This is a genomic window from Achromobacter seleniivolatilans (genome assembly GCF_030864005.1).
Lineage (GTDB): Bacteria > Pseudomonadota > Gammaproteobacteria > Burkholderiales > Burkholderiaceae_B > Achromobacter > Achromobacter seleniivolatilans.
In genome coordinates this window covers 1,407,896-1,424,650 of record NZ_CP132976.1, presented here as the reverse complement: position 1 = coordinate 1,424,650, position 16,755 = coordinate 1,407,896, and the positions used below count along the sequence as shown (strand labels likewise).

The window sequence follows — 16,755 nt, the reverse complement described above, 5'->3', positions numbered from 1 at the left end:
CACAACTTCTGTGGATAAAACTCACGCATACTCACGGCCCCTGGCCGTTCGGGCGATGCTGTTCGGACTGGTCATTTTTTGATCAACCGAATATTCTGGCACGTGCGGATGACATCCAAAATTCATGTCGCGCCGCCGCATCTGCGTTGATGATATTCTCCGCAAGCGCGAACGATACAAAATCTATCGCGCCCCTTCCGGGCGAGCGCCCGCGCAAGCGGACTCTCACTCTATAAGAAGCGCTAGCATGTCAGGAGCGGAAAGCGTGTTTGCCCTTGGAGCGTCTCGCGATACATCGCTGGCGCGTGCCGCGCCGTGACTATCATCATTGTTGATGACCACGGGGACTGGCGCGACACCATCGCCGAATACATCCATGACCTCGGACTGGACAAGGCGATACTTACCGCCGGATCGCTGGCCGAGCTGGATCAGCTGCTGCTGACCGTGACGCCAGGCATTCTGGTGCTGGACGCCATGCTGCCCGATGGCGATGGCCTGACCCGTGTATCGCATCTGCGCACCACGTACCCGTCCATGGGCATCATCATGCTGACGGGCCGCCTGCTCAGTGAAGACAAGGTGTCCGGCTTGAGCCTGGGCGCCGATCACTACCTGACCAAACCCGTCAATCTGGCCGAACTGGGCGCGACGCTGGTGTCCCTGTCACGCCGCTTGCGCGTGGTGCCCCCCGCTGACGCGGACGACGCAGAGTCCGATGCCTGGCGCTTCGATCCTGCCCGCCGCGTCCTGATTTCGCCCAAGCTGATACGGGTGGACATCACGGACACCGAATGCCGGCTGATCGGCGCGCTGATTCAAGCCGCGCCCTTGCCTCTGTCACGCACACGCCTGGTGGAAGCGCTGGGCGCCAGCGCCGAGGCCTACGACACGCACCGGCTTGATGCGCACATGCACCGCCTGCGCCGCAAACTGCGTGCCCAGGCGGGCGGTGACATGGGCATCCGCACCGTCTACGGTGTGGGTTACGTGTGCACCACTCCCGTCCAGATCGTTGGCAATTCCAAGAACTGATATGACAAGCCACAAAACCCTTGTCCGGCCCCGCCGTTCCGTCCTGTACATGCCGGGCGCCAATGCGCGCGCGCTGGACAAAGCCCGCAGCCTGGATGCCGACGCCCTGATTCTGGATCTGGAGGATGCGGTCGCACCCGACGCCAAAGAGCAGGCCCGCAGCCAGGTCGCTGCCGCTTTGCTCCAGGGCGGCTACGGGCGCCGCGAGTGCATCGTGCGCATCAACGCGTTGAACACGCCCTGGGGCTCAGACGACGTGCAAGCCATTGCCCGCGCCGGCGCGGATGCAGTGCTGCTGCCCAAGGTGGAATCAGCCGCCCAGCTTGCAGCGCTGGCCGACGCGCTGGACGCCGCAGGCGCGCCTGCTGGCTTGCCTATATGGGCAATGGCCGAAACACCGTTGGGTTTTTTGCGGCTGGACGCGATTGCAGGCGGCCACGCCAGGCTGGCGGCAATCGTGGTCGGCACGTCCGATCTGGTGAAAGACCTGCATGCGCGCCACACCCCATCGCGCGAAGAAACCCTGCTGGCCCGCTCGATGGCTGTGATGGCTGCGCGAGCACATGGGCTCGCCGTGCTGGATGGTGTCCACCTGGACTTGCAGGACGACGCCGGGCTGGACGATGCGTGCCGGCAAGGCCGCAACCAGGGGTTCGATGGCAAAACGCTGATCCATCCCAAGCAGATCGCAGCGGCCAACGCCGCGTTCGCTCCAACAAATGAAGAATTGGCCAGCGCCCGCAAGCGTCTGGACGGCTGGCGCGCGGCCCAGGCAGCCGGGCTGGGAGTGGCGGTGGTTGATGGCGCGCTAGTGGAAAACCTGCACGCCGAGGAAGCTGAACGCCTGCTGGCGCTTGCCGCCGCCATCGCGGCTCAATAGCGTTTTTCACGCAGTCGCGCCCCATTTATTCACCGCCCTTTAGCAAAGGCGCGCGCAGCCCGGTACAATACTGCCCACGATAGGACGGCTTGCCCGTCTATTTGGTCTTTCGCGCCTGGCGTTTTTTCACTCGCGCGCGATCCCGCCCCGGTTCCCTTTTTTGCGCCGCGCCTTGTGGCGGGAGCCTTGCCGCGCGCCTGCCGCGCCACCCCCTGCCACACGATTCATGATCCGCTTCCAACAAGTTTCACTCATGCGCGGCGTCAAGCCCTTGCTCGACAAGGTTGACCTGCTGTTGAACCCCGGCGACAAGATCGGCCTGATCGGCGCCAACGGCGCCGGCAAGTCGAGCCTTTTCGGCCTGCTGCGCGGCACCCTGCACGCAGACCAGGGCGACCTGGACTATCCCGCCAGCTGGCGCATGGCCTATGTGGCGCAGGAAACCCCCGCGCTGGACCGCCCCGCCATCGAATACGCGATTGACGGCGACGTCACGCTGCGCAAGCTGGAAGCCGAACTGGCCGCACTGGAAGCCGAGCCGGAAAGCGCCGAAAACGGCCTGCGCATGGGCGACATCTACGCCGCGCTGGCCGATGCGGATGCCTACACCGTGCACTCCCGCGCAGAACAACTGCTGACCGGCCTGGGTTTCACGCAAGCGCAAATGCACTTGCCGCTGACGAGCTTTTCCGGCGGCTGGCGCATGCGCCTGAATCTGGCCCAGGCGCTGATGTGCCCGTCCGACCTGCTGCTGCTGGACGAGCCCACCAACCACTTGGATCTGGACGCCATCATCTGGCTGGAAGACTGGCTCAAGCGTTACCCGGGCACGCTGCTGGTCATTTCCCATGACCGCGATTTCCTGGACGGCGTGGTCAACGTCATCGTCCACATCGACGAGCGCAAGCTCAAGCGCTACTCGGGCAACTATTCGTCCTTCGAGCGTCAACGCGCCGCTCAGCTGGAGCTGGCCCAAGGCATGATGGAAAAGCAGATGCGGCAGCGCTCGCACCTGCAATCCTTTATTGACCGCTTCAAGGCGCAAGCCAGCAAGGCGCGCCAGGCGCAAAGCCGTATCAAGGCGCTGTCCCGCATGGAAGAAATGGCGCCTTTGCGCGCTGCCGCCGAATTCTCGTTTGAATTCCGTGAGCCGCTGCGCGCGCCGAATCCGCTGCTGACCATGGACAAGGTCAGTGCGGGGTATCGCATCGAGGATGAAGAGACCGAAGCCGTGTCCGACAAAATCATCGTGTCGGGCATCAATTTCTCTTTGCAGGCTGGCCAGCGTATCGGTCTCTTGGGCATCAACGGCGCAGGCAAGTCGACGTTCATCAAAACCATTGCGGGTGAATTGGGCTCGCTGGCTGGCGACACGCAATTCAACAAGGGTTTGTCGATTGGCTACTTTGCCCAGCATCAGGTAGAGATGCTGCGTCACGACGAATCGCCCTTGTGGCACATGGCGAAGATTGCACCCACAGTCCGTGAGCAAGAACTGCGCAACTTTCTGGGCAGCTTCAACTTCAACGGCAATATGGCCACCAGCTCCATCGCGCCGTTCTCCGGCGGCGAAAAGGCCCGGCTGGCGTTGGCGCTGATTGTCTGGCAGCGCCCCAACCTGCTGCTGCTGGATGAACCGACCAACCACTTGGATCTGGAAACGCGCGAAGCCTTGACCACCGCGTTGGCTCAGTTCGAAGGCACGCTGATGCTGGTGTCGCACGATCGCCACCTGCTGCGCGCAACGACCGACGAATTCATCATCGTGGCCGATGGCGCGGTCAGCCCCTTCGACGGGGACCTGGATGACTACAAGGATTGGCTCTACAAAACGAAGTTGGCCGCCAAGGCTGCCTGATCGAGTTACAATCCCGCGAATTGCACGCTGTTTGCCGCATCCGGCCATAGCGCAGCAACCTTCAACCACGTCCCGCTGTATGCGGGACGCGTTTTTTTAGCGCTCGTAGATGACGATCAAAGACCAACTATTTCTCGCCAGCCAGTATCTTGCGCCCCACCACCTGGTGTCGCGCTTTTTCGGATACGCATCCGACTGCCGGGAACCCGCGGTCAAGAATTGGATGATCTCGCGCTTTGTCCGCAAGTACGGCGTGGACATGCGCGAAGCGGTGCAAGAAGATCCGCTGGCCTACGAGTGCTTCAATGACTTCTTCACCCGCGCGCTTAAAGACGATGCCCGGCCGCTGGACGACGAACCGGGCTCGGTGCTCTGTCCGGCCGACGGCGCGATCAGCCAGATGGGCGCCATCGAGCAAGGCCGCATCTTTCAGGCCAAGGGACACAGCTACGGCCTGACCGATCTGCTGGGCGGCGACAGCGAACGCGCTGCACCGTTTCAGGGCGGTGAATTTGCCACTGTCTATCTGTCGCCCAAGGATTACCACCGCGTGCATATGCCCGCCGCCGGCACCTTGCGTGAAATGGTGCACGTGCCCGGCCGGCTGTTTTCGGTGAATCCGCTCACCGCCCGCAATGTGCCGCGCCTGTTTGCACGCAACGAGCGTGTCGTCTGCATTTTTGATACCGAGCACGGCCCGATGGCCGTGGTGCTGGTCGGAGCCATGATCGTGGCGTCGATTGAAACCGTCTGGGCCGGGCTGGTCACGCCGCACAAGCGCCGCGTCAAAGCCGTACGCTATGACGACGCGGCGCGTGCCCCCATCCATCTGGCCAAGGGCGCGGAGATGGGGCGCTTCAAGCTGGGTTCGACCGCCATCGTGTTGTTCGGACCCGGCCAGATTCGCTGGACGGACGCAGTGCCTGGCCCGGTACGCATGGGCGAATTGATGGCGCTACCGGCTGGCGCCTGATCTGCTGGCGCAGAGGATGCCCGCCATCCTTTGCGCTTCTTCGCTTTAAGCGAAATAACTTATCGCTATATATTCGCTATATACGATCAAGCGGCGTTGCTAGATTACGGGCTTTTACCGGCCCGCCATGACATCAACTGCCCTGCCCGCCTCCACAGCCTCCGCCGTTGCCGCCCCACGCTTGTCGCGGGCGCTTACGCGCATACTCAGCCTGGATGACTTTGAAGCCGTTGCGCGGCGCCGCCTGCCGCGCCCCATCTTTGGCTATGTGGCGGGGGCTGCGGAAGACAATCAGTCATTACACGGCAACCGGCAGGCGTTTGCGCAATATGCGTTCGCGCCGCGAGTCCTGGTCGACGTGTCCCAACGCACACAGCAGATCGAACTATTCGGCCGCACCTACGCGTCGCCATTTGGCATCGCCCCCATGGGCATCAGCGCCCTGTCGGCCTATCGCGGCGACATTGTGCAGGCGCGTGCGGCACGCGCACAGAATATTCCCGCCATACTCAGCGGCACATCGCTGATCCCGCTGGAAGATGTGATCCGCGAGGCGCCCGGCACGTGGTTTCAAGCCTACCTGCCCGGTGACCCCGTCAAGATCGACGCGCTCGTCGAACGCGCCCGGCGCGCAGGTTATGAGACGCTGGTGTTGACCGTGGACATTCCCGTGTCCGCCAATCGCGAGAACAATGTGCGTACCGGATTCTCCACGCCGCTCAAACCCAGTCTGCGGTTGGCCTGGGACGGCTTGACGCACCCGCGCTGGCTGGCCGGCACGTTCCTGCGCACGCTGATGGCGCATGGCATGCCGCACTTTGAAAATTCCTTTGCCACCCGTGGCGCTCCGATCGTATCGGCATCGGTAATGCGCGACTTCACGGCTCGCGATCACCTCAGCTGGGAACATGTGGCGCGCATCCGCCGCCAATGGCCGGGCACATTGATCATCAAAGGCATCCTGCACCCGCAAGACGCTGCGCTGGCGCAGCAGCACGGCGCGGACGGCATCATCGTGTCCAATCATGGCGGCCGCCAACTGGACGGCGCGATATCGCCGCTGCGCGCTCTGCCGGGCGTGGTCGCGGCGGCGGGCGGCATGACCGTGATGATGGATAGTGGTGTGCGCCGTGGCAGCGACGTGCTGAAGGCCCTGGCGTTGGGCGCGCGCTGCGTGTTCGTTGGCCGGCCCTTCAACTACGCGGCGGCTGTTGGCGGAGAAGCGGGCGTTTCCCATGCCATCGCGCTGTTGCGCGCCGAAGTCGACCGTAACATGGCCATGCTGGGCATCAACCGCGTCCGCGAGATGGACGCCAGTTACCTCTGGCGCGACGGATTGGCCCCCGCCTGAACCCGGGCAGCCTGGACCGCAATCACGTCCCGCGGCATAGAATGGCGATTCCCTTGCTACGCGCGCGTCAGCCCAACGGGCGGGCGCGACCTTGTTGCCGCCCGTGTCCCTACGCCAATCCTCGTTTTTCCTGCGCTTTCTGACGCTCGGCGCCCTGGCCCACGTTTACGTCGGCGCCCGCCTGATTCCAGACGCCCTGATCAGTGACGCAGGCGCCGTCGCCGCCGCCCTTGCCTTGCTGCTGTCGTGCATCCTGATTCCGTTGGGAATGCTGGGACGCTCGTCCGTGCATCCGCCCTGGGGCGACCGTATTGCCTGGGTCGGCTTGATCGCCATGGGCTTGTTCTCGTCCTTGTTTGTGCTGACAGTCATTCGCGACGCGCTGTTGCTGCTGACCTGGCTGGCCAATTTGATGATCGGCGCAGACCTGCCCTGGATCACCTTGCGGCGTGTCAGCGCCTGGGCCGTAGCCGGTCTGGCCTTTGCCGGTACCGTGCTGGGCTTCTATAACGCGCGCCGCCGCGCCCGCGTCGTGGATGTGGATGTGCCGGTTGCAGGCTTGCCGCCTGATCTGGACGGATTCACGATCGTGCAGATCAGCGACATCCATGTGGGTCCGACCATCAAGAAACACTACGTACAGGCCATTGTTGATGCCGTGAACGAACTGTTGCCCGACGTGGTTGCCATCACCGGCGATGTGGTCGATGGAAGCGTTGAACAATTGGCGTCGCAAGCCAGCCCGCTAGGCCAGTTGCGCGCAACCTATGGCGTGTATCTGGTGACTGGCAACCATGAATATTATTCAGGCGCCACGCCCTGGGTGGCCGAATTCCGCCGCATGGGTCTGCGCGTGCTGATGAACGAACATGTATTGATTCACCCGTCCGGTCTGCCAGTGGTTGTGGCGGGAGTCACCGACTTCAGCGCGGGAGCGTTTGACCCGCAACAGCGCAGCAACCCCAAGGCTGCCTTGGCCGGGGCGCCGGCGGACGCCTGCCCCAAGATCCTGCTGGCGCACCAGCCGCGCAGCGCGGTCGCGGCCGAGCCCGTGGGCTACCACTTGCAGCTGTCCGGCCATACCCACGGCGGGCAGTTCTTTCCTTGGGGATTCTTCGTGCGTTTTCAGCAGCCGTTCACGGCTGGCTTGAATCGGCTGGGCAATATGTGGGTCTATACCAGCCGGGGAACGGGCTATTGGGGTCCGCCCAAGCGCCTGGGAGCCCCATCGGAAATCACCCGCCTGCGCCTGCGGGTGGCAAAGGCGCGCTGATACTGCCCGAGGCTCGCCGCCAGCTTGCGCGTTGAACGCGCCTGCGGGTCACGCGTCGTCCGGCAATGGACCGCGCTCCAGGTAGCTGGTCAGCGCGATGTCGCTGGTGGTGTTCGTGATGCCCTCAATCTGATGGATGCGCGCCAGCAGCAGTTCCAAGGCTTGGGTGTCGCGCACCCGCACCTTCAACAGCATCGCGCTCTTGCCGGTGATGGTGTGTATCTCTTCGACTTCGGTCAGCTCCGCCAAGCCCAGCACCTGCTGCGTGATGGTCCAGTTGTTGGTGTCCACATGCACGAACGCCAGCAAGGGACGGCCGATGCGGGCGCCATCCAGCTTGGCGGCGATGCCTTTGATCAGCCCATCGCGCTTTAAGCGCTTGACGCGTTCGTGCACTGCGGGCGCCGACAGGTTCAGCAACTTGCCCAATTCGGCATAACTGGGAGTGGCGTCGTCGGCCAGCAGCGTTAATAGTTTTCGGTCGCGATCGTCTAGGTCTGGCATTGGAATCAGGTTCTGCCGAATGGCATTCGAACTTTTATGGAATAAGGAAATACAGGAGTTAACCCTTATTTTATTCCAATAGAATCCGGGCATGCAGAATCGTAGCAACCGCAGCACGCAAGTGCCCTCACCCGTACCTGCCTTGATGTTCGCCGTCAGCGTCGTCGGCTCAAACGGATTGGCGCTCAGTCCCATTTTGAGCGACGTGGCGCGCACATTTTCCACGTCCGCACTGACCATCAGCACGGCCATCTCCGCCTATGGCGCGGCCACAGCCGCCAGCGCGTTTTTCCTGGCTGCGCGCATTGACCGCATCGGTATCCGCCGTTCTCTGTTGGGCGCGATGGTGGCGCTGATTGCTGCACTGATCCTGTCTGCCTGCGCTCCGCACTGGATGGTGTTGACGCTGGCGCAAGCGTTGGCTGGCGCCGCCGCCGGCGTGATTCTGCCCGCGGCATACGGATCGGCGTCGCTGGTAGCCGCGCCTGGGCAAGAGGCGCGCACACTGGGTCGCGTCATTGCGGGCTGGTCGGTATCGCTGGTGGCAGGCGTGCCCCTGTCGGCCCTGATCTCAGACGCCGTGGGCTGGCGCGTCACGTACGGCACCTTGGCGCTATGCGCGGCGATTGCGCTGCTGGGCCTGCGCAAGCTGCCTGAGCGCCGGGCCGAAAACCCCGCGCCGCTGCGCCTGTCGCGATTGCTGGCGCCGCTGTCCTACCGCGACGTGCCCGCGCTATTGCTGGCCTGCCTGGCATTCTCTTCCGCTTTCTATGGCGTCTACGCCTTTCTGGCGGACCACGTCCGCACCTTGCTGGCTTTGTCGGCCGGGCAAGTGGGCTTTATTGCCTTTGCCTATGGCGCGGGCTTTTTGCTGGCGGGTTTTGCTGGCGCGCCGCTGATCGAACGGCTGGGGCCGCGCCGCGCGCTACCCTTGGCCTTGGGCGCCATTTCACTTGTCTATCTGGGATTGCTGCCGGCGGCCCATTCGCTCACCGCCGTGCTGGCCATTGCCACACTCTGGGGCGCCGCGTCGCAACTCAGCTTGAATCTGCTGGTGTTGCTGCTGTCGCGCGCACGCCCCGAAGAGCGTGGCGCTGTGCTGGGTTTGAACACCTGCACAACGTATCTGGGCGCCAGTGTGGGCACCGCAATCGCGGGCACCCTCTACACCCATGTCGGCTTTGATGTGCTGGGCTTATGCGCGGCCGCCGCTCTGGCCGTTGCCGCGCTCGCGCTGCATTGGCGCCTGAACGGGCGCCGCCGCAGTACGAGCGAACAAGCCGCAGCCTGAAGGTTGTGCGGCGCCCGCAAGGCGCCAGCCCTTACCAGGGAAATGTGATCAGATCGCCGTACAGCCGCTTCAAGGTGGCCTTTACCTCGGGCGAGTTCTGATAGATCGAGATGAACTTCAACAAGCGCGGGTCCTGCACCTTGTCCGGCGTTGTCACCCAGCGGATGGCATAACGGCGGATGCTGGCCGGATCGGTGTTGTCGAATGCCAGCCCATCCTTTTCATTCAGCCCGGCTTGCTTGGCAAACGTCGTGTAGGTGACGGACGCCGTCACATCGTCGAACGTACGCGCCGATTGCGAGCCCTCAATCTGAACAAACTTCAGTTGCTTCGGATTCGAGACCACATCTTGCAGGGTCGCCTGATGCGCCACGCCGGGCGTAAGCTTGATCAGCCCGATCGATTGCAGCAACAGTAAGGCGCGCCCCGTGTTGACCGGATCATTCGGCACCGCAATCGTGGCGCCGTCCGGCACCGTGTCGCCCTTTTTGAGTTTCTTGGAAAACAATCCGATCGTGGTCGAGTACCCGTAGGCAATCGGCGTCAGGCTGGCATTGCGCCGCTGATTGAACAATTGCAGAAACGGTTCGTGCTGGAAGAAATTGGCATCCACCGAGCCATCGGCCACTGCGATATTGGGCAGCACCCAATCATTGAATTCGACCAGTTTGACGTCCAGCCCTTCTTTCTTGGCCTGGGCTATCGCAATTTCCGTAGCTTCGTTCGCCACACTGGGAATCACGCCGATGCGCAGCGGCTTGTCCTGTGCCATCGCATTCGCGCACGCCGCCAGGCCCAGCGCCGCCACGGCCACGCCGCGCGTCAGTTTCAAAAGCAAGTGGTGCAAAACCATGAAGATCATCCAGGGATAACTGAGAACACGGGAAAACCGGAATAAACCCGGCGCAGGCGCTATTGTGCAGCAGCTTGGACGCGGCGCCTGCAAAGGCCTTTGTCACGCAATGGCAATGCCACGCCCGGCACAGCGGCGCTAAGATGAACACAATCCGCCCCCGGGAGCCCCCCTATGAGCGCCGTTCTGACCACCCTGCCCGCCGCGCGCGCCGCCGCCCGGCGCCGCGACCAGATCGAAGACCAGCTGGGCGCACACAACTATCATCCATTGGATGTCGTGATCTCCCGCGGCAGCGGCGTCTGGCTGTACGACGTGGACGGCCGCAAGTATCTGGATTGCCTATCGGCCTATTCGGCCGTCAACCAAGGGCACTGCCACCCCCGCATTCTTGCCGCCATGATCGAACAGGCGCAGAAACTGACACTGACCTCGCGCGCGTTCCGCCATGATCAGATGGCGCCTTTGTACGAGGACCTGGCCCGCCTGACCGGATCTCACAAGATCCTGCCCATGAACAGCGGCGCGGAAGCGGTGGAAACGGCCATCAAAGCGGTGCGCAAATGGGGGTACGAGGTACGCGGCGTGCCGGCGGACCAGGCCGAGATCATCGTCTGCGCCAACAATTTCCATGGCCGTACGCTGGGCATCGTGGGGTTTTCCACTGACCCCGACGCCTATGGCCACTACGGCCCGTTTGCGCCCGGTTTCAAGGTGGTGCCGTTTGGCGACTACGAAGCCTTTAACGCCGCCGTCACGCCGAATACGGTTGCTTTCCTGGTCGAACCGATTCAGGGCGAAGCAGGCGTCGTGCTGCCGCCTGCCGGATATTTCAGCCGCGTGCGCCAGCGCTGCACCGAGCAAGGCATCACGCTGATTCTGGATGAAATCCAGACGGGGCTGGGGCGCACCGGCAAACTGCTGGCAGAAGAACACGAAGGTATCGAGGCCGATGTCACATTGATTGGCAAAGCGCTGTCGGGCGGCTTCTATCCCGTGTCTGCCGTACTATCCAACGCTGACGTGCTCGGGGTGTTTCAGCCCGGCCAGCACGGCAGCACCTTTGGCGGCAACCCGCTGGCCTGCGCCATTGCGCGTGCGGCACTGCAAGTACTGACCGACGAAGGCATGATTGAAAACGCCGCGACCGTCGGCGCCTATTTTCTGGAACGCCTGCGCGCTTTGCCCGGCCCTGTCCGCGAGGTGCGCGGCCGCGGCTTGATGCTGGCCGTGGAACTGGAACCCGACGCCGGTGGCGCCCGCCTCTGGTGCGAACGCCTGCAGGCACGCGGCATGCTGGTCAAAGATACGCATGGCCACACCCTGCGGCTATCGCCGCCCCTGATCGTGACGCGCGAGCAGATCGACTGGGCGTGTGACCAACTGGCCGCGGTACTATCCGCCTCTTGATGAACCCCACCGGAGTCCGCCTCTTGCAGAACACCGCCAGCTTGCCCACTCACATCTCCCTGATCGGCGCGCCCACTGATATCGGCGCAGGCGCACGCGGCGCGTCCATGGGCCCGGAAGCCTTGCGTGTGGCAGACCTGGGGCCCGTCATAGAAGCCCAAGGTTTTCAAGTGACGGACCGCGGCAATTTGTATGGCCCGGCCAATCCTTGGCTGCCGCCTGTGGACGGCTATCGCCATCTGGACGAAGTCACTGCCTGGAACCGGGCGGTGCACGATGCGGTGTACGAAGAATTGAGCCAAGGCCGCCTGCCGATTTTGCTGGGCGGCGATCATTGTCTGGGCATCGGGTCGATCAGCGCGGTAGCGCGTCATTGCCGCGCAGCTGGCAAGAAGCTACGCGTGCTGTGGCTGGACGCGCACGCGGATTTCAACACCAATGCGCTGACACCCACCGGCAATATCCATGGCATGCCCGTGGCTTGCCTGTGCGGCTATGGCCCGGCGCAGATTACCGGCATGTCGGGCCAGACGCCGGATATCGAACCCGGCTGGGTCCGTCAGATTGGCATACGCAGCGTAGACCAGGGCGAAAAGCGCCTGGTCCACACGGCAGGCCTGGAAGTCTTCGATATGCGCTATCTGGACGAAATGGGCATGCGCGCCACGATGGAAGCGGCACTCGCCGGCCTGGACGCCGACACCCATCTGCACGTGAGCTTTGATGTGGACTTTCTGGACCCCGAGATCGCTCCGGGCGTGGGCACGACGGTGGCCGGCGGACCAACCTATCGCGAAGCGCAGTTATGCATGGAAATGATCGCCGACACGGGGCTGATGCGTTCCCTGGATGTCGTCGAACTGAACCCCGCGTTCGACGTGCGCAACAAGACGGCGGAGCTGGCGGTGGACCTGATCGAAAGCCTGTTCGGCAAGTCCACGCTGATGCGTCGCGGGTCTTGAGCGCCCGTTCCTAACCCGCACGGGCGCGGCGGATCAGCTCTGCCGCCGCGACCAAAAACTCCACGTTTTTTTCGTGCTGGCCCCAAACGCGCGGTGTGGGGCCAGCCATACATAGGGCGTACCACTCGCCCCCCAGATCCAGCGCTACAGCCAGCCCCGTCAGGTCAGCCACGCTTTCCCCGACATTCGACGCCCACCCCCGCGCCTGAACTCGATCCACATCGGCCAGCAGCGCGTCGCGGCTGATCAATGTGCGTTCCGTATAGCGCGTGTAAGTTGCGGCCGCCAACGCAGTGTCGCGCTCGGCTGGCGGCAGGCGCGCCAAAATGGCCTTGGCCACCGCACTCGTATGCAAGGGCCGGCGCTCACCAGCGCGCGCTGCGTAGTGCACGGGTTGGGTCGACTCCGCCACATCTACAAACACCACTGCCCCGTCCTGGATCTTGCCCAGCATCACGGTCTCGTTCGAGGTGTCGCGCAGCGCGGCCAGTTCCGGACGCACTTGTTCCAGCCAGGGATCACCGCTATTGATTTGCACGCTCAAAGCGTGCAGCTTCGCCGTCGGGTAATAACCGCCCCGGCGGCGCACTTCATACAAATAACCCCGCGCCACCAGCGTGCGCACCAGCGCCAGGCAGCTAGACATGGGCGCGCCCAGTCCTTGCGCCAGCTCAGTCAGCGGCATCGGGCGGCGCGCCTGTGCAAACAGTTCGATCAGCTCCAGCGTGCGAGCCACTAATTTCACTTCCATGGTGGCAACCCCTGTTTGGATTTACCTGAGCAGAACCCGTCAATCTGCTAGGTAATCCACTATGTTGACTTTTCATATGGGCGAACCTAAATTCTTGCACAGGAATTTACTTTCACCAATAAGAAAGATTTTTCAGCCGGCTGGAGAACCGGCGCCCCGGTCCGCGGTATTGCGTCATCACCAAAATTCAATCATTCGGCCCGCACAGCGGCTGGGGAGACAAACAGATGCGTATCAAACCCGTTTTGGCGGCCGTGGCCGCGACGATGGCCGCCTGCGCGGCCCATGCACAATCCGATGTGGTTCGACTGGGCGTGTCAAACGACCGTTCAGGCATTTATTCGGACCTGGGCGGACTGGGCTCTGAAATGTCGGTGCGCATGGCCGTCGAGGATTTCGGCGGCAAGGTAGCCGGCAAGACGGTGGAAGTGGTGGGCGCAGACAACCAGAACAAGGCAGATGTGGCCTCCGCTCTGGTACGCCGCTGGTTTGATACGCAGGGCCTGGTCGCGGTGGTGGACGGCGGCGCCAGTTCCGCAGGTCTCGCCGCGCAAGGCGTAGCACGGGAAAAAGGCGGCACCGCGCTCATCAGCGGCGGTTTCGCGGGCGACTTCAGCGGCAAGCAATGCAGCAACCTCAGCACGCAATGGGCGCCCGATACCTATGCGCTAGCCAACGCGGTCGTCAAAAGCGTGGTCGAAGGCGGCGGCAAATCCTGGTACTTCATCACGACCGATTACGTGTTTGGCAAATCGCTGGAAAGCAACGCGACGCGCTTTGTGCAGGATGCCGGCGGCAAAGTGCTGGGCAGCACGCGGCACCCGCTGGGCGCCATGGACTTCGCCTCATTCCTGGTGCAGGCGCAATCGTCCAAGGCCGATGTGGTGGGCCTGGCCAGCGCGGGCGGCGATCTGGTCAACTTGATCAAGCAGGCACAGGAATTCGGGCTGACGGGCAGCAAGCAACGGATGCTGACCTTCCTGACCTTCATCAACGACGTGCAGGCCATGGGCCTGCCGGTGGCGCAAGGTTTGACGTTTCCCACCGGTTTCTATTGGGACGCCGACGAAGATACCCGCGCCTGGACACAGCGCTGGCAGAAGAAGATGGGCGTGACGCGCCCGCCTTCCATCGTGCAGGCGCTCAGCTATGTCGCCACTACGCATTACCTGCAGGCTGCGCAGGCCGCCGGCACTTTTGAAGGCGCCGCCGTCAACCAGAAGATGCGCGAGTTGCCCATCACCACGAAACTGATCAAGAATGCCCGCATACGTCCCGAAGACGGACGCGTCATCATGGATCTGTATCTGGTTGAAGTGAAGAAACCCGCCGAATCCAAGTACCCTGGGGACTTCTACCGCATCTTGTCCACGGTGCCGGGCGAAAAGGTGTTCGTGTCGCTCGCCGACAGCGAATGCCCCTTGGTCAAAAAGTAGTATCCCCACGCCGCGCCCATGCGGCGGGTCAGAAAAAATAAAGGAGACATCCCATGAAGTGCTATTGCGTCGTCAACTTCCGCGAACCCTTGCAGGAGATGAACCCGCCCACGCCCGAGCCGCAAGGGTCGCAGGTGCTGCTGAAAGTTCGCGCGGCGGGCGTATGCCACAGCGATATCCACTTATGGGAAGGCGGTTATGACCTGGGCCAGGGCCGCACCTTGTCGTTAAAGGATCGCGGCGTTTCACTGCCGCTTACGATGGGTCACGAAACCGTGGGCGCCGTGGTGTCCGCCGGACCGGATGCGAAAGGGCTTTCCGCCGACCGCAACTACCTTGTCTATCCATGGATTGGCTGCGGTAAATGCGTGCCCTGCACCGCAGGCATGGAAAACCACTGCGCCGCGCCAGCTTGCCTGGGCGTGCATCGCGCGGGCGGCTACGCCGACCACATCGTGGTGCCGCATCCGCGCTACCTGATCGACATCGGTGACCTGGACCCGGCGCAGATCGCGCCCTATGCCTGCTCCGGGCTTACTACCTATTCCGCGCTGAAGAAGATTGGCGCCGAGGTCTACCGCGAACATCCCGTCGTCATCTTCGGCGCGGGCGGTCTGGGCCTGATGAGCCTGACCTTGATCAAGGCGCTGGGCGGCGCGGGCGCCATCGTCGTTGACATCGACCCCGCCAAACGTCAGGCAGCGCTGGATGCTGGCGCATTGGCCGCAATCGACGGCGCGGCGCCCGATGCCGCGCAACAGATCATCAAGGCGGCAGGCGGCAAGCCCGTGCAGGCCGCGATCGATCTGGTGGGCGCGCCCGCCACCACGTCACTGGCCTTCGACTTCCTGACTAAGGGCGGCAAGCTCATCATCGTGGGCTTGTTCGGCGGCGCGTCGTCGTGGCCGATCGCGTTGATACCCATGAAGGCAATGTCCATCATCGGCAGCTACGTCGGCAACCTGACCGAGCTGCAAGAATTGATGGAACTGGTGCGGGCGGGCAAAGTGCCGCCGATGCCCGTGCATCGCCACGCACTGGACGAAGCCGACAGCGTGTTGGCTGCGCTGCGGGCCGGAAAGGTCGTGGGCCGCGCCGTCCTGACGGTGGACTAAGACAGGCGGGGATCGTAGATAAACCGTTCGCGCCGCACCACAACGATGTGGGCGGCATCGGGATGGGCCGGATTGATCAGCACATTGCAATCCGGCACACCCGTATGCGGCACGATGGCGCTGGGCAGTTCCAGCAACGCCGAAACGCCGGAGGCGACCCAGTTGTCGCCCACGGCCTGTGACGCCTCGGCAAAGGGCACGGCTTCCCAAAACGGGTAGTCCTGCTCCAGCTGCCCCAAGGTCAGCACCTGCCGCGCGTCATGCACAGCGCGGGGTACTGCCAGCTCGATCAGATAGCGGTTGGCCTGCTCTGATGCGCGCACGGCAAAATGCACAACCGTTTCCAGCACCGCCAACGCCACGCTTGATGAGCTATAGACAACGGCGGTGCCGGGGCTGTTGTAGCGGCCGCCTACGGCCGCGGCCCCAGCGCCGCTCAGATCATCCGCACGATAGGTGCCGGCCGTGGTGCCGATGCGCCACAACGAGACTAAGTCCGTCATGCGTAGACGCCAGCCGCCGCACGCGCCAAGGTATCTTCAACGATGCGGCTGCTGGCATCGGACGTCAACAAGGACAAGGGTTTTGCGTTGCCCAGCGCAGGCACGGGCGTGTTCAGCCACAGCACGGCTTCTTCGTCGCTGCCCAACACCTGCCGCGCCACGCGCGCCACGCGGGCAACCCGGGCCAAACGATCGGATTCACCCAGCGGCAGCATCTGCCCTTCCCGCGTCCAGCGCGACAAGGACGCCGCCTTGACCTCGGTGATGGCCATGATTTCCGATTTGGGCACTCGCAGGTAGTCGGCGGCGTCATCCACCATTTGCGCAGGCAGGCCCCGGCGCACGTCGCGGGCAATATCCGTCAACGGGCTGTCGACCAGCCCCAGGAACAGCTGCTTGCTGCGTACCGCCGCACGGCGCGGCGGACGCCGTACCGGCGCGGCGCGCTTGCCGGCGGGTTTATCAGCGATGGCGATGGTCATGACACACTCCGGTAGAGCCGGGCGCCCATCATGTGGGACGCTGGCCCAATGCTTCAAATCATATTCCAAACAGAATTT

The 16,755-nt window shown here is 63.3% G+C and carries 16 protein-coding genes; 11 read left to right on the top strand and 5 right to left on the bottom strand.

Features of this window, described 5'->3' with window-relative positions:
- Positions 1-315 precede the first annotated feature (315 nt).
- From RAS12_RS06385 to RAS12_RS06360, 6 genes are all read left to right on the top strand, one after another.
- Positions 316-1,035 carry a response regulator transcription factor gene (locus tag RAS12_RS06385; RefSeq protein WP_306946375.1) on the top strand — a complete coding sequence of 240 codons (720 nt, stop codon included), beginning with the start codon at positions 316-318 and terminating at the stop codon, positions 1,033-1,035.
- Position 1,036: 1 nt separating this feature from the next.
- Positions 1,037-1,915, top strand: a complete 879-nt coding sequence (locus RAS12_RS06380) for an HpcH/HpaI aldolase/citrate lyase family protein (protein ID WP_306946373.1) — start codon at positions 1,037-1,039, stop codon at positions 1,913-1,915.
- Between the two features lie 226 nt (positions 1,916-2,141).
- The gene (locus tag RAS12_RS06375) at positions 2,142-3,773 is read left to right on the top strand and encodes an ATP-binding cassette domain-containing protein (protein ID WP_306946370.1); all 1,632 of its coding nucleotides are present in this window, start codon (positions 2,142-2,144) and stop codon (positions 3,771-3,773) included.
- Positions 3,774-3,882: 109 nt separating this feature from the next.
- The gene (gene asd / locus RAS12_RS06370; protein ID WP_306946368.1) at positions 3,883-4,746 is read left to right on the top strand and encodes an archaetidylserine decarboxylase; all 864 of its coding nucleotides are present in this window, start codon (positions 3,883-3,885) and stop codon (positions 4,744-4,746) included.
- A gap of 127 nt (positions 4,747-4,873) precedes the next feature.
- On the top strand, positions 4,874-6,097 hold the full coding sequence (locus RAS12_RS06365) for an alpha-hydroxy acid oxidase (protein ID WP_306946365.1): 1,224 nt from the start codon (positions 4,874-4,876) through the stop codon (positions 6,095-6,097).
- A gap of 103 nt (positions 6,098-6,200) precedes the next feature.
- Positions 6,201-7,370 carry a metallophosphoesterase gene (locus tag RAS12_RS06360; RefSeq protein ID WP_306946364.1) on the top strand — a complete coding sequence of 390 codons (1,170 nt, stop codon included), beginning with the start codon at positions 6,201-6,203 and terminating at the stop codon, positions 7,368-7,370.
- Between the two features lie 48 nt (positions 7,371-7,418).
- Here the strand turns inward: RAS12_RS06360 and RAS12_RS06355 are convergent, their stop codons facing one another.
- Positions 7,419-7,874: an Lrp/AsnC family transcriptional regulator gene (locus tag RAS12_RS06355; protein ID WP_306946362.1), complete on the bottom strand. Its 456-nt coding sequence runs from the start codon at positions 7,872-7,874 to the stop codon at positions 7,419-7,421.
- A gap of 91 nt (positions 7,875-7,965) precedes the next feature.
- On the opposite strand from RAS12_RS06355, the gene RAS12_RS06350 reads away from it, so the two are divergent.
- Positions 7,966-9,165 (top strand): MFS transporter, encoded by a 1,200-nt coding sequence (locus RAS12_RS06350; protein ID WP_306946360.1) that lies wholly within the window; start codon positions 7,966-7,968, stop codon positions 9,163-9,165.
- Between the two features lie 31 nt (positions 9,166-9,196).
- On the opposite strand, the gene RAS12_RS06345 is transcribed toward RAS12_RS06350, so the two are convergent.
- Positions 9,197-10,018 (bottom strand): MetQ/NlpA family ABC transporter substrate-binding protein, encoded by an 822-nt coding sequence (locus RAS12_RS06345; RefSeq protein WP_306946357.1) that lies wholly within the window; start codon positions 10,016-10,018, stop codon positions 9,197-9,199.
- 174 nt (positions 10,019-10,192) lie between these two features.
- On the opposite strand from RAS12_RS06345, the gene rocD reads away from it, so the two are divergent.
- Both rocD and rocF read left to right on the top strand, forming a co-directional pair.
- Positions 10,193-11,428 carry an ornithine--oxo-acid transaminase gene (rocD, locus tag RAS12_RS06340; protein ID WP_306946355.1) on the top strand — a complete coding sequence of 412 codons (1,236 nt, stop codon included), beginning with the start codon at positions 10,193-10,195 and terminating at the stop codon, positions 11,426-11,428.
- Positions 11,428-12,390 carry an arginase gene (rocF, locus tag RAS12_RS06335; RefSeq protein ID WP_306946353.1) on the top strand — a complete coding sequence of 321 codons (963 nt, stop codon included), beginning with the start codon at positions 11,428-11,430 and terminating at the stop codon, positions 12,388-12,390. The genes rocD and rocF overlap by 1 nt, the downstream gene beginning before the upstream one ends.
- A 10-nt stretch (positions 12,391-12,400) precedes the next feature.
- Here the strand turns inward: rocF and RAS12_RS06330 are convergent, their stop codons facing one another.
- Positions 12,401-13,141, bottom strand: a complete 741-nt coding sequence (locus RAS12_RS06330; protein WP_306946351.1) for an IclR family transcriptional regulator — start codon at positions 13,139-13,141, stop codon at positions 12,401-12,403.
- 227 nt (positions 13,142-13,368) lie between these two features.
- On the opposite strand from RAS12_RS06330, the gene RAS12_RS06325 reads away from it, so the two are divergent.
- Together RAS12_RS06325 and RAS12_RS06320 are read left to right on the top strand one after the other, a co-directional pair.
- Entirely contained in the window at positions 13,369-14,577 is a 1,209-nt protein-coding gene (locus RAS12_RS06325; protein WP_306946350.1) for an ABC transporter substrate-binding protein, read from the top strand.
- A gap of 53 nt (positions 14,578-14,630) precedes the next feature.
- Positions 14,631-15,692 carry an alcohol dehydrogenase gene (locus RAS12_RS06320; protein ID WP_306946347.1) on the top strand — a complete coding sequence of 354 codons (1,062 nt, stop codon included), beginning with the start codon at positions 14,631-14,633 and terminating at the stop codon, positions 15,690-15,692.
- Here the strand turns inward: RAS12_RS06320 and RAS12_RS06315 are convergent.
- Entirely contained in the window at positions 15,689-16,195 is a 507-nt protein-coding gene (locus RAS12_RS06315) for an RES family NAD+ phosphorylase (RefSeq protein WP_306946345.1), read from the bottom strand. The genes RAS12_RS06320 and RAS12_RS06315 overlap by 4 nt on opposite strands.
- Positions 16,192-16,677, bottom strand: a complete 486-nt coding sequence (parS, locus tag RAS12_RS06310) for a type II RES/Xre toxin-antitoxin system antitoxin (RefSeq protein WP_306946343.1) — start codon at positions 16,675-16,677, stop codon at positions 16,192-16,194. Before parS ends, RAS12_RS06315 begins: the two co-directional genes overlap by 4 nt.
- Positions 16,678-16,755 lie beyond the last annotated feature (78 nt).

Coding starts and splice junctions, on each gene's coding strand:
- RAS12_RS06380 (WP_306946373.1), top strand. CDS start 1,037: ATGACAAGCCACAAAACCCTTGTCCGGCCCCGCCGTTCCGTCCTGTAC.
- RAS12_RS06375 (WP_306946370.1), top strand. CDS start 2,142: ATGATCCGCTTCCAACAAGTTTCACTCATGCGCGGCGTCAAGCCCTTG.
- asd (WP_306946368.1), top strand. CDS start 3,883: ATGACGATCAAAGACCAACTATTTCTCGCCAGCCAGTATCTTGCGCCC.
- RAS12_RS06365 (WP_306946365.1), top strand. CDS start 4,874: ATGACATCAACTGCCCTGCCCGCCTCCACAGCCTCCGCCGTTGCCGCC.
- RAS12_RS06355 (WP_306946362.1), bottom strand. CDS start 7,874: ATGCCAGACCTAGACGATCGCGACCGAAAACTATTAACGCTGCTGGCC.
- RAS12_RS06350 (WP_306946360.1), top strand. CDS start 7,966: ATGCAGAATCGTAGCAACCGCAGCACGCAAGTGCCCTCACCCGTACCT.
- RAS12_RS06345 (WP_306946357.1), bottom strand. CDS start 10,018: ATGGTTTTGCACCACTTGCTTTTGAAACTGACGCGCGGCGTGGCCGTG.
- rocD (WP_306946355.1), top strand. CDS start 10,193: ATGAGCGCCGTTCTGACCACCCTGCCCGCCGCGCGCGCCGCCGCCCGG.
- rocF (WP_306946353.1), top strand. CDS start 11,428: ATGAACCCCACCGGAGTCCGCCTCTTGCAGAACACCGCCAGCTTGCCC.
- RAS12_RS06330 (WP_306946351.1), bottom strand. CDS start 13,141: ATGGAAGTGAAATTAGTGGCTCGCACGCTGGAGCTGATCGAACTGTTT.
- RAS12_RS06325 (WP_306946350.1), top strand. CDS start 13,369: ATGCGTATCAAACCCGTTTTGGCGGCCGTGGCCGCGACGATGGCCGCC.
- RAS12_RS06320 (WP_306946347.1), top strand. CDS start 14,631: ATGAAGTGCTATTGCGTCGTCAACTTCCGCGAACCCTTGCAGGAGATG.
- RAS12_RS06315 (WP_306946345.1), bottom strand. CDS start 16,195: ATGACGGACTTAGTCTCGTTGTGGCGCATCGGCACCACGGCCGGCACC.
- parS (WP_306946343.1), bottom strand. CDS start 16,677: ATGACCATCGCCATCGCTGATAAACCCGCCGGCAAGCGCGCCGCGCCG.